General features: G+C 58.1%; 9 protein-coding genes. 3 read left to right on the top strand and 6 right to left on the bottom strand.

All coding sequences use genetic code 11. The features are described 5' to 3' along the window. Positions 1–2: 2 nt before the first annotated feature. Positions 3–521 (bottom strand): TRAP transporter small permease, encoded by a 519-nt coding sequence (locus tag U3648_RS10810; protein ID WP_420859245.1) that lies wholly within the window; start codon positions 519–521, stop codon positions 3–5. Between the two features lie 74 nt (positions 522–595). Continuing rightward, on the bottom strand, positions 596–1,582 hold the full coding sequence (gene dctP / locus U3648_RS10805; protein ID WP_420859244.1) for a TRAP transporter substrate-binding protein DctP: 987 nt from the start codon (positions 1,580–1,582) through the stop codon (positions 596–598). Between the two features lie 137 nt (positions 1,583–1,719). On the opposite strand from dctP, the gene U3648_RS10800 reads away from it, so the two are divergent. The 3 genes from U3648_RS10800 (at position 1,720) to U3648_RS10790 (ending at position 6,533) form a co-directional block, all read left to right on the top strand. Next, entirely contained in the window at positions 1,720–2,361 is a 642-nt protein-coding gene (locus U3648_RS10800; RefSeq protein ID WP_420859243.1) for a TetR/AcrR family transcriptional regulator, read from the top strand. A 323-nt stretch (positions 2,362–2,684) separates the two neighbouring features. Beyond that, the gene (locus tag U3648_RS10795) at positions 2,685–4,400 is read left to right on the top strand and encodes a bifunctional helix-turn-helix transcriptional regulator/alpha/beta hydrolase (RefSeq protein ID WP_420859242.1); all 1,716 of its coding nucleotides are present in this window, start codon (positions 2,685–2,687) and stop codon (positions 4,398–4,400) included. An 81-nt stretch (positions 4,401–4,481) separates the two neighbouring features. After that, positions 4,482–6,533 carry an Ig-like domain-containing protein gene (locus U3648_RS10790; RefSeq protein WP_420859241.1) on the top strand — a complete coding sequence of 684 codons (2,052 nt, stop codon included), beginning with the start codon at positions 4,482–4,484 and terminating at the stop codon, positions 6,531–6,533. A 141-nt stretch (positions 6,534–6,674) separates the two neighbouring features. Here U3648_RS10790 and U3648_RS10785 read toward each other — a convergent pair whose 3' ends face one another. From U3648_RS10785 to U3648_RS10770, 4 genes are all read right to left on the bottom strand, one after another. Further along, on the bottom strand, positions 6,675–8,426 hold the full coding sequence (locus U3648_RS10785; RefSeq protein ID WP_420859240.1) for a LytTR family DNA-binding domain-containing protein: 1,752 nt from the start codon (positions 8,424–8,426) through the stop codon (positions 6,675–6,677). Between the two features lie 159 nt (positions 8,427–8,585). Then, positions 8,586–9,110: a Hint domain-containing protein gene (locus U3648_RS10780; RefSeq protein WP_420859239.1), complete on the bottom strand. Its 525-nt coding sequence runs from the start codon at positions 9,108–9,110 to the stop codon at positions 8,586–8,588. A 48-nt stretch (positions 9,111–9,158) separates the two neighbouring features. Next, positions 9,159–9,599, bottom strand: a complete 441-nt coding sequence (locus tag U3648_RS10775; RefSeq protein ID WP_420859238.1) for a hypothetical protein — start codon at positions 9,597–9,599, stop codon at positions 9,159–9,161. 29 nt (positions 9,600–9,628) lie between these two features. Next, the gene (locus U3648_RS10770) at positions 9,629–12,073 is read right to left on the bottom strand and encodes a Hint domain-containing protein (protein ID WP_420859237.1); all 2,445 of its coding nucleotides are present in this window, start codon (positions 12,071–12,073) and stop codon (positions 9,629–9,631) included. Positions 12,074–12,689: the final 616 nt, after the last annotated feature.

The following is a 12,689-nucleotide window of genomic DNA, read 5'->3' as shown; positions in this document are numbered from 1 at the left end:
GGTCAGACCTTTCCTGCGTCTTGATCGGTTTTGCCAAACACCGCCGCAGTGGCGGTGATGGCGTCCCGGACGGCGTAGACCGCGCAGAGGACGGCCGCGAGGACCACCGCGGATTGCGGAATAATGAGGGGAATGCTGAGCGCGGCGGTCGTTTGCGGCCGCTTCATCGACCAGGCGACCATGTCATTTGCCAGGCTCAGAAAGAATAGGCTCAGGACGACCATGATCACAGAGACGGCCAAGGTGTGCAGCGCCTTGTGCCTTGGGTTTTTCAAAGACAGGGCGAGGAAATCAACCACCAGATGTTCGTGATTGCGGGCGGCGACGACGGCGCCACACATGTAAAGCCACATCGCCGACAACGTGGCGAGTTCCAGCACGCCAACGACCGACCAGCCCAATACGAAACGGGCCAGAACGAGGAACAGGATGAGCCCGGTGATCGCAAGGCTTGTCACAATCACGATGAGGTTGAGAATACCGATCAGCCCGGCATCAAGCTTTCTGAGAAGATCGACCATGTCGCGTCACTCCCGGTTCGCAGCATGAATGAAAGGGGGGCGGCCGGAACCTTCGGGCCCCGGCCGCAAACAAGTTAGTTCACCTGTGCGCGGATCAGATCCATGATGTCCTTGCCGACATCGGGTTCCATCTGCGGCCAGACTTCGGCACGAACCTTCTCGGCAAGCGGGGCAATCTGTTCGTCGGTCAGTTCGAAGTATTCCATACCCGACTCCACGGCCAGATCGACGTAGTGCTGGTCTTCGTCACGGGCGGCCTGGAAACGGGCCTCCATGACCGCGACAGCGGCGTCTTCGATCAGTTGCTTGTGTTCGTCGGACAGGCCCTCATAGGTCTCGAGGTTGACCAGCAGGTTCCCGGTCACGAAGGTGTGCTTCGTGCGAACATAGTAGTCCAGAACGTCGCCGAAATACTCGTAATCCCAGTAGATCACATTGCCGGCGTCGCCATCGACCACGCCAGTTTGGATCGAGGTATAGACCTCGCCCCAGTCGATCGCAGCGGTCTGGTAGCCCATCGATTCAAGGATCTGCGGGAAGGGGAACAGCGGCGGTGTCCGCACCTTGATGTTCGCGGCACCTTCCACGTCGGTGGCATAGGCGCCACGGGTCGCAACGCCGCTGAACCCTTCCGGCCAGGCGCCGAAATACTTCAGGCCGATGTCATTGAACACAGTGTTCAGGACGCCATTGGCCCAGCCGCCCGGCTTGTAGGCGTCCAGCGCCTCTTCCCACGAGGTGACCATATAGGGCGTATTCAGAATCCCGATCCGCTTGTCATACGAGGTCGATGGCCAAGAGATCATGGCATCGACCTCACCGGCGACGAACAGGTCGAAGACCTCGAGCTGACCGCCGAGTTCGTTCTGGTAGAAGATCTTGACGTCGATCTCACCGTTTGAGCCTTCCATCACGGCATTTGCCCAAGCCGCAAGCGCGATGCCAGAGGGCGACTCGCGGTCCCCGGAATCAGTGGCGAATTTCAGTTCAATCTCCGCCGAAGCGGCTGTAGCGGCGAGCGCGGTTCCGAACACGACAGCCGAAAAAAAGCTTCGAAACATCTCCATCCTCCTAGTTGGGTTGTTCTTTGGCAGTTTAACATAACAAGTGTTACGTATGTTGCGTAACATGCGTTATGTCCTTTAGGTGAGTCAATGATTTTTTCCGGACGTGCCCCTGTCCGGCAACTGGAGCAGGCATGGCAGAACGAAAATCGAAGAAAGATCGGAACCTGGACAAGGCAAGCTGGATCGCGGCTGCCCGAAAAGCGCTGATCGAGAAGGGCATCACCGGCATCAGCCTGCGCCAATTGGCAGAAGAACTAGGCGCGACAACCGGTGCGTTCTACTGGCAGTTCTCCAACCTTGAAGAGTTGCTGGAAGGGGTGCGCCAGGACTGGGCGCAGCGCAATACCGCGCCCTTCACCGAGGCGATCGAAGCTGCGGGCGCTGACGGTTGGGACCAATACCTCGCCTACGTCGGCGTGCTGCTGAAAGAGGACCAATACATACCGCAATACGACAACGCGATCCGCGACTGGGCGCACAGTTCAAAGCGCACGGCCGAGGTGTTGAAGGAAATCGAGGGGTTCCGGATTCAGCAACTGCATCAGGTATTTCTGGCATTGGGCTTCTCCGGTCGGGCCGCGCAGGTTCGCGCCTACGTCACCTATTTCCACCAGACAGGCTACAACGCGATGCAGGTGTCCGAACCACGGGAAGAGCGTCTCTTGAACATTCCGTTCTACGCCGAGGTCCTAACGAACAGGACGGACTTGCTCGGATTGAAGTCCGCACAAGACATATCCGACCATTTCGCGGCAAAGGACATGGAAACCTGAGAGCCGGGTAAGATGCTCCGAACCTCTATGGTGCATTTGCCGGACTGTCGCTTGGTCTATGTCTTGTCACATGTCGCCTGTGCCGACGGTCGGAGTAAGGTAAAGATCTTGGAGGCCGTGGAAAGATCCCCTGATCGGCCGCAAATCTCGACTGCGCATCTCTTCTGGATCCGCGCGAGGGCACTTCTGTAAGGGGTCGATCCCGTGCAGAACCGTTCCGAACTTTCCCGCCCGGTAATTGTCATTGCCAAACATGGGGCGCTCTGTTTGCATGGGTCGGCCCTTGGCAAGACCGGGGGCAATGCGACCCGGATCATCTGAAAATGCCCGATCAAAACTCCAAGGAAGCGTTGCAGAACATACTGCGCCAATTGGACGGAGCGCGTTCCGGATCGGTCGAGTTTGATGAATTCATAGACCTGTGGAGCAGGTTTCTGAAGGGCGGGCCGCTTGAAAACCTGACCGATCGGGCCGAGATCGACCAGCGCGCAATGTCGGCCGTCGCGGGCATGACCCAAGGTAGAACCCATTCGCGAGTCGCCCCGGAAATCACCCGCATGATCAACGAAATGGAGGTGGCGGCCTATCTTGTCCGGTCCGACGGCGCGATCCTGGAAGGGAACGTTGCCGCGCGGCGCATTCCGGGGGCGGAAGCGGCAAATGTCGTGTCGGACCTGCCGTTCGAACCGGCAAGCGGCAACAGCCTTCTGCGAGAGGTCGAACGGAACCTGACCCGGAACTCGCAGGACCCACATCACCTGCGTGCAGTCGAGGCGGAAACGGACCGAACGGTAACCCTTGCCCTGTCGCCCTTTGTTCGCCCCGGTGACGGGGCGCCGGTCGCGCTTTTGTTCGTGATCCGGCCAGAGTTTTCGGTGGAAATTGTGGCCCGGATCGGCGCCACCTTTGGGCTAAGCGCGGCGGAATGCGAGGTGCTGAACCAATTCGTCGACGGCTCGTCGGTGACCCAGATTGCTGCAAGCCGGGGCCGAAGCGAGGCGACAGTCCGGGCCCAGTTCCGAGCGATATTTGCCAAGGTTGGAGTCGACACGCAGGTTGATCTTCTCAACACGGTCATTTCGCTGGCCCGGTTCAACAGTGGCCTTGTTGCGATGGACCTGCGCTTGCGGCATCCCACGCGCCGCACGTTGAACCTGTTGCGCCCCGATGGCAGCGGGGTGGAGGTGACGACCTTTGGCGCCACATCCGGTCGGACCGTATTACTGGTGCACGACCCCTATAGATACACCTTCACTTCTGCCGTTGAGCGCGCGGCGGACTCCGCCGGGTTGCGGTTCGTTGTCGTTTGCAGGGCGGGATATGGGCGAACGGACCCGCCTGCCTCGCCTGATACAACGCGGCTGGACGCGACCGCAGCTGATTTCGCGATGACGATGGACCATCTTGGCCTGTCAAACGCGCCATTGGTCGGGGTCGGCGCGGCAGCCCCGGTGACCCACCGGCTGGCCGCCCGGCTGGGCAACAGGGTATCGGCACTGGCCTTCGTATCCGCCAGCCCACCACCGGGCATGGCCCAACCGAACGGGGTATCGGCCGGTTGGATCGCCTCGATCCTCAAGACGCTCACCGTGTCCCGGTCGATGGCGCGGTTCCTGACGGTGTCGGGCATCCGGGCGATGGTGTCCCTTGGCGCGCGGCGTTTCATCTGTCTACAGATGCGCGGGACTTCCGATCTGAAAGAGGCGGAAAGCGACCCCGAGATCTTGACAGAGTTCGACGCCAGCTTGCGCAACGCCTCTCTGTTGGGGCTTGGCGCGTTGACGGAAGATATGGAAACCCTGTTCCAGGACTGGCGCGACGATGCCTTTGCGCACGATCTTTCGGTTCACCTGATCCACGGGGACGCGGACCAGATTCACCCTATTGCCGCGATCGAGGCGTTCGCCAGTGTGGACCCGAAGCGGATCCGGCTGACATCTGTTTCGGGGGCGGGGTATTTCTTGTTGGAAACTCGCCCGGACGACGTGATGGTGCATATCGCAGAGCTGTTTTTTTCGCAGAAAGACCGGCCTGCATAATCAATATTGATGATGTCCGCGTTCGCGCGGCTGGCTAGCAAGGTTGGAATCGACCTGCCGCCAATAGCCCGGAGCTGCCCCATGTCCCTTAACCTCGACCTTCTAGCCGACGATTTCATCCTGATCGAAGATGACGAAAAGCTGGTTGATGGAAAGACCGGTGACGACACCATCATCGACACCAGCGACGGGGAGATCCTGATCAAAGGCGGGGTCGGCGACGACACGGTCGTTTATAACTATTCCACCGATCAGGAGGGCGAAAAGACCTATATGGGGGGCAGTGGCCAAGATACGCTTGTCCTGTCCTTTTCCGGATCGGACTGGGCCTCGGTCGCCGCGACGCTTCAGGCCGAGATTGACGCCTATCTTGCGGCGCGGGCCGTCGGGTTGAACGCCAAGGGCGAAGCGACAGGCGAATGGTTCAGCTTTGAAACGCTTAATCTGGTCGTCAAGCAATTCGAGAACCTCGTGATCCTTGTCGATGGGGTCGAAATCAGCCCCGAAGATGACGCGGTGACGGTGGTGGACGACCGCTATGCCACGTCCAGTGATGCGGTTTTGAACGGGGCGTCCGTGCTTGAAAACGACAGCGTGCCGGATCTTGTGTCCTCGGTCGAGGTGACAGGCCAACCTGATGCGGGAACCGTTGTCATGAATGCTGACGGCACCTTCACCTTTGATCCAGGATCGGATTTTGAAGGGCTGGGCGCGGGCGAAACCCAGATCGTGAGCTTTGAATATTCGGTCACCGACGCGGATGGCGACACGGGCACAGCCACCGTCGATATCACCGTTGAAGGCGTGTCATCCGGTCCCGTGGCGGTCGACGACTTCTTCTGGGGGTTTGAAAGCTTTGGATCGACACTGCGGGTCTTGCGCAACGACAGCGACCCGACCGGGCTCGAGATCATCTCGGTCACCCAGCCCGAGTTGGGCAGCGTTTCGATCGGCGCCTTCGGCACGATTCGATTTGAGCCGGGATCGGACTTTGACTACCTGATCGACGGGCAGGTCGAGGTTGTGACCTTCGAATACACCGTTTCGGATGGCATCAACACATCGACTGCCACGGTTTCGGTCGAAGTTCAGGGTGAAGGACAGTTCGACCCGATGTATCAAACCGCAACCGATACCGAGATTGCCGCCGACGGGACGGTCGTGAACGCGGCGCTGACCACGGCCATGTTGACCGACGACGGACTGCTGGATGGGCAAATTCGTCTGACCCTGGGCGAGATGCCGAAAGAGCAGGTGAACCTGATTTTCGCAGTAGACGTTTCGGGCAGTGTCCTTGAACCGGTAGCCGGACAGCCCAGCGTCGGCGACGTAAACGGTGACGGGCTGTCGGACACGGTGCTGGATTATGAAATCAGCGCGATGCTCGACGTTATGCAATCCTATCTGGACATGGGGTTTGCCCCCGGTGACCTGACGATTACGCTGGCCCCGTTCAACAACGGGTTGAACAACTTTGTGCCGATCACCATTGATCCATCAGATGATGGGATCGGTGCGGATGACGTGACCCGGATCAGCTTTTCGATCACCGGGTTGGAGGCGCAGGGAACCACGGCCTTTGCCCCGCCCCTTTGGGATCTTCAGGCGGAGATCGCGAATTGGGAAGCACAGAACGGGGACGCAGAGAACATCATCTATTTCCTGTCCGACGGGTTCGTCGACACGCTATTCGAAGATGTGGCCCAGCTTCAGGGGATTGCCGCCGAATACGCGGCCGAAGGCGACGAAATTCATGCCTTTGCCGTCGGAACGACGGTCGACACGACCTACCTTGATGCGCTGGACAATACCGGCGGGGTCGAAACCGTCGCAGATATCCTGAGTCTTGCGGACCAGATGTCCAGCGCGGGCGCGCCCGACATGGATATTCTGGGCGCCGATATCTTCGTGTTCAACGACCTTGGCGATCTGGTGAACCAGCAATCGCTTGATCCCGCTGAATTCGATGTGACGACCGCAGGGATCGCCATCGGGTTTGAGGGGCTGACCGGCGTCGATGCCGACACGAACACGGACTACACCGTTCAAGCCGTGGTATCCGTCGATCTGGATTTCGATGGTATCGCTGATGTGACACTTGAAACCGAACTGGCCGCGACCGGTCTACTCTAGGGTCAGAACCCCAGGACGCGATCCAAACTCTTTACCCGTTTAGCGAAGTGTCGTGGCGACGATCCGTTCCTACCTTCTAACCGCTTGATCAGGAAGGGCTATTGTTGCGGTCCACATGATGAGGTGTCGCCGCCAGTTGGGTCAGGCACCCAAGAGCCCTTCGACCTCGGCAATCCGCGCTGACGCAATCGGCAGCGATTGGTTCGTCGAGGTGACTACCACAGTGCCGCCTTCCTGCCTTTGCACCGAAGTGATATGGTCGGCAGCGACCCAATGGGAGCGGTGAAGCTGTATGCCCTTCGTCGGGCCGAGCTTTTTAAGGGCATCCCCGAAGCGCATGCGCAATGATCCTGTCCCCGCTGTCGTTGTAACCTCGACATATCGGCCATTTGCGGAGACCGACACGAGTTCTCCCCGCAATTCGTAGGGAAGCAAGATAACCAGTGGCGGGTAGCTTAGCTTTGATTGCCAACTCGTCATCGAGCGATGCGCCGCCACTTCGAAATGAACATAGGTGTAGATTGCAAGGCAGTTGGCAAAAACCCCTGTCGCGACCAGTCCCAAGGATGCCAATTGCCCGTCAAAAGCAAAGTCGAGCAGCCCATAGAGAAGGAACGTCGATGCCAGCCCTTCAATAAGAAACAAGAGGGCAGAGACAGCAAGCCCGGTCATCCGGCGTCGGACGCCAATGTAATAGACCGCAAAGTTCAGGCCCTGCGTGATTGGCGCTGCGACAACCAGATAGACCAACCAGAACACCAATGCCTGATAGAACGGAATAGAGAATGTCCCGTATGATCCCAGGAAGATCGGGAAGAGCGTCGCGACCGACGCCAATACGATGTAGAGAGGTTCGCTCGCGCAGATTTGCATCTGCAGTTTGCTGATCTTGAGCGCTGTCCGCCGGTCGGGTGGTTTTCCCCGGTAGATGTCGATCATCATCAGATCCAGGGTCTTGCGAAGCGTTGTGTTTCTTCTCTCCAGCTCTTGCAGCAGAACCGAGCCCGCATAATCCCCTGCAAAGAGCTTTGCGTTCGCGCGTTTGTCGTCACTTTGAGAAATTGCGAGTTCAAGTTCGGATAGGCGCTTGGGTGAAATGGGCAGGCTCCGCCCATCCGTCAGGATCAACCTTTTGGCTTTGGATTCGATTGTTGCAATCGCGGATAAGGCCACCCAATGCGACCTGTGGATCTGGACGCCCAGCTTCGGATCGATCTTGTTCAGCGCCTCTGACAACGTCATCCGGATTAGCTCCGGCCCGGCGTTTGTCATGACCTCGACATAGTGTTCCTGCGCTGACATCGAAACCAGGCTGTCGTCGGAAATGACACCTGACGCGCCCAATATCCCCTTCTTGCCATCCCTTTGGGACAAGAGAAGTTCGATCGGAAACCGCATGAAGTAGAACCCCAGCCAAAGGATGAGGGTGATCATCGGTCCGACCCTAATCAGAAGCTCCCAAAACCGGAAATTCAAACCTGAATCGAAGAATGGGCCCAGATAGTACAGGCCGAACGATGCCGCACAGGACACAACCACAATATTGAAACCGAGTGTCGTGGTGTCGCCGATCCAACGACGAATCCGGATCATATAGACCGGGATCATCAGAGCCCATGACAACACCACCGCAACAAGAATGGCAGAGAAAAGATACAGGAACCCGACAAGAAACGGTTTGCCGTGTAGTCCCAGAGGGGATGTAGACAATAGCGAAACCACACAGGCCAATGCGCCCGCGATAAGATAGCGTGATGTTGCGACAGTGACACTAAGCCGAAACGACAGGTCGATCAGGACACCGAACCCGCCTTCAGAGGCCTTCTGGGCTTCAAGATATCGACGCCGAAACCGGATCGCCGCGGAATCTTCGATTGCCTGCAGTATCTTCATCTGGTGTCACCTGCTGTTCCTGCCAATCGGTGTCTTCTTTTTCTTCATTGTTGTTCAGGTGGTCGGAGAGATTCCGCAAGATTTGCCATCGGGCCAAGATGACCCCCATTCGCGATAAATGTCAGGTTCCAGCCTGAAACCCCATGTAGGTCTGATGCCCTAACACTTCCAACCCAGTTCCGCCGTAGCAGCGGAAAACGATACCTCACACCCCTGATTTGCCTCTATCTCATCGGTTGATGCAAGTTCGGCGTCCGTAAGCCCCATACAGGTTAGTCCATCGACAATGAACGGCCGGTTATCGGCAAGAAAGATAGCATAGTAGGTGACGGTCCCCTCTTTCGTCGCCCGTCGGTTCGTGATGTCGGCTGCCCTCCTGCAAACCAGCTGCCTGCCTTTGGGCGTCACATCGACACGGCCAACGATTGGCTGTTGAGGAGATACAAGCATTCTGCGGTCCGGCAATCCCGGACCCAGGTCGCCGACTTCGAATTCGACGGGAAACAGCTCGCCGCCGCGCCATTTCTCGGATCGCGAAAGCGCAATTGCCCGTGACAAGACCCTGACAACACGGGTTGACTGCCATGAGATCGGATCAAAGACAGTGTCTCCGGCCCTTAGCAATTCGACAGGCTTTCTGGTTCCGTCAGACTTCGTCTGAACGAAGGATCCCTTTACAAACATGCCATCCTCGTTGATGTGATCCGCCGGCTTCGTCTCGGCCAGGCTGTCTTAGCGTCGCCCTGATCCGGCCTGCATTGCCACGTCCGAACGCGCCGTCGGGTAGTCTCCCCATGTGTTGGGGCGATGGAACGGAACGATCTGATAACCTGTTCCAACCGCACAGGTGAGCGTCCGGTGAGTGCTGAATCGATAGAAGATCAGCCCATCGGCCAGCCGTGGCGACCCGGCGGGCACGGGAAGTGCACCATCGGGGCCACGGCTGGGTCCGTCGGGAAACCTTGGAACGGCCATCAAGAACCAGCTGCCATCGGGATTTGGGCAATCCCAGACCTGATAAGAACCGTGCTCTGCGAATTCTTCTGCGCTGTAGGTGCGCACCGTCATGTCCAGGATCGGAGAGTCCCGACCGGACAGATGATCATAGATATGGTCACCAACAGACAGATCTTCGATCCGGGTCTGATTGGCCGGGGCGATGGTTCCAATCATCGCTCCAACCCCAAACAGGCATGAGGTGATCATATCCGGACCTCGTGACTGTCGCCTGGTTTGGGCAAGGTTGATTGAAAAAGCGGACGTCGGTTGGTGTGGTGACGTTCTGCCAACCGACGTCCTTGCCGACCCTTCACCAGTTTGCGGGCTGGTGAAGGGACCTTGCCCTCCGAGACTTCGGGAAAGAGTGTGTGAATCTCCCGAAGCGACTCGATGGGGATGGAGGACAAGGCTTCCTTGCCGGCATAGAGGCTCTCAGATTCCGCACCTTCGGCAAAGACGACCTGATGTCGATCGAACATGAAATGCCAGTAGGTGACCGTGGGTTGGTCTTCGGCGATTTCGATGCCGTCAAATGCGGTGAGATGTTTCGCTGCGACCAGGACTTCGTTTTCGCCGAACATCCTGTCTGCAATTTGGGATCGGATCAGCATCCGGTGCTGTGGCGACACAAGCAGGTCGCGCTTTGGTAGCCCGCAGCCCAGTGACCGCGCGGCAATGCGGATCGGGCGCAGGTTGGGGTGTTGGCAGAGCACGTCCTCCCCAACTTTTCTTGATCCGATCCAGCGGACCGGCTGCAACCCATCGTCCTTTGTCAGAACCAGATCGCCAACGCTGATATCCTCGATCGGGACCGGCCCGCGGTCGGTTTCGATCAAGGTGCCGCTGGTGAAGCAGACCACATTCGTATTGTCGAACGTCAGATCCGTTCCGGTGAAGGCAACCCCGGCATTTTCGAGCGTCAGATTGATGTCGCCGATCTGGGCAGAATAGTCGACGCCGTCGATGATCCCGTCAAGGGTTCCGTCTGCAGCATCCGCACGCAGCATTCCCAATTCGGTCGCGAAGTTGCCCCCATTCGCGTTCACATCGGCAAGCGTCGTGGAATTGTAGAAGGCCGACAGGTCGACGAGATCGTTGTTCTGCTGATCCCCATCATTGATCGCGCCGGTGTTACCAGCACCGAAGTCCGTGATGACATCCGCCCCATCGCCGGGCTGATAGACGAACACATCATCGCCAGCACCGCCGGTCAGCGTGTCGTTGCCCGCGCCGCCGTCGATGGTATCGTCGCCCGCACCCGCAAGAACCGTGTCGTTCCCGGCGCCTGCTTCGATCACATCGTTATTCGATCCGTCAGCGGCATCATTGGCATCGACCATGTCGCCTTCGGGGTCACCGGTATAGGCGCCGTCGATAAGATCGTCGCCTGCAGTGCCGGAAACCGTATAGTCTTGCCCGGCCGGAATGCCGATGGCTACCAGGCTTTCCGTAGTGTCAAGCTGAGAGGGGCTCACGCCGACCAAGGTTATGCTTTCGCCGCCAGGGAAGGTCAGGATCGCGTCGCCGGTGCCGTCTCCATTGGTGTCGGTCACGACCACGTCACTGGTGTTCACGGGCGTCGTGCCACCATCCGACGTCAAGCCGGACACATCCAACTGGTCGTTGGTGGTGCCATCGCCACTGTCGGTCATGTCAAAGGACAGGACGGAATCCGCCCCCGATCCGTCTGCCAACACGACTGTATCACGTCCGCCGCCCAGAATGATGTTCTCAATCTGAGAGAATGTTGCCGTGGACGCCCCGTCACTGATCGTCCCTGATTCCGGGTTGCTGGACGTCAGATCAACGGTGACACCAACGGTCAGGCCGGACATGTCCAGCACATCGCCCGTGCTCTCCGAAGTTTCGCCACCGACGATGGTATCCGCACCAAAACTGTTGTTCAGCAGAAACCGGTCATCCCCGCTGTCGCCATACAGCCGGTCAGTGCCGGTACCGCCGTCCATCGTGTCGTTTCCGGTGCCGCCATAGACGGTATCGCTATCGGCCCCGGAATAGATAGTGTCGTTGCCGGAGTCGCCAAAGACCCTGTCACTTCCGGCTCCCGAATGGATAATGTCGTTTCCGGTGCCGCCATAGACAGTGTCTCTGCCAAGCTGGGAGTCGATGTAGTCGTTGCCACCGTAGGCGTAGATTAGATCGTCCTGCGACCCGTTTGCGGCGTCCGAGTTGTCAACCCGATCCCCTTCAGGGTCACCTGTGTAGGACGTCGTGATGACATCATACCCCCCCGTGCCTTCGACGGTGTAGTCTTTCGGCGGCACGTACCAAGACGGCGGCGGTCCTGACGAGATGTTAGTCGTCCCGGTAAAATACCCTCCATAAGGGCCAGTGTTCCCCGAGTTCAATTCCACATAGTACGTGGGCGATCCGCTGAGCACCAGATAAGCGGGATCGCTGGAACCCGAATAGAACAAGCTGGCGTTGCCTGCGGGGCGATAGGCTGGATCGATGATGAAATTGATTGTATCAATATCATCGGCCAGAAAGTTTGCGGCGATCCCACCCTCGCCAGCATATCCTTCAGTGATATAGATATTGATGGTGTCAGCGGTCCCATTTCCCAGCGTGCTGAACGTGAAGTTATTGCTGTTGCTGGCGTCGAGGACAACGTTGTAGGTAGCCATTGTTATCTCTCCAACGCGTCGATTAGGGGTTGAAAGGCCCACACCGACCACTTTTCCAAGCCGTCATCGGACGACCAGACGGAGGTCGGCACAGGCATCGTGGCCGTGGCGGCCGTCATATTGCGGGCAGCAACAGACGTAACTCTCGGGTCACCCACCCGACGGTCGGTCAACATTACAAATCTCATCTTCAAGCATCCCCATGCTCTTGGCTTTCGCCTGGTTCACCCCCGAACCCAACGTGCCGCGTCAACCAGACCGAACGGATCAGATGCGACAGCGGCAACGATAACACCGCCGAGAGTGAGTAGATTTGGGAGAGTCTTAAGAACGCCTGATGCTGCACCAAATATTCGTGAAACTCGAAAAAGGGACATGAATTTCCGGCCCGGTTCTGTAAGGGGGCAATTCCGGATGTCGCCGAAAGGGGGCGTATACCTTTGGTTTGAGCGGGGTTTATGTCCCGGTCGTCCGCGACAAGGGCCGGATACTATCAAGCGTTGTGCCGGCTTCTGTCGATGTGTTGCTGCCGTTGTGCGGGGGCACGAAAATCCCGATCAGGAGGGTCGAAGCAAACAAATGCAGCGGTAGTGGAATCGCTTTCTCGACATTCGAA

The sequence above is a fragment of the Marivivens marinus genome, from assembly GCF_035969385.1.
Classification (GTDB): domain Bacteria; phylum Pseudomonadota; class Alphaproteobacteria; order Rhodobacterales; family Rhodobacteraceae; genus SELP01.
Note: the sequence above shows the minus strand (reverse complement) of the source record. Positions and strands in the feature narration are given on the sequence as shown.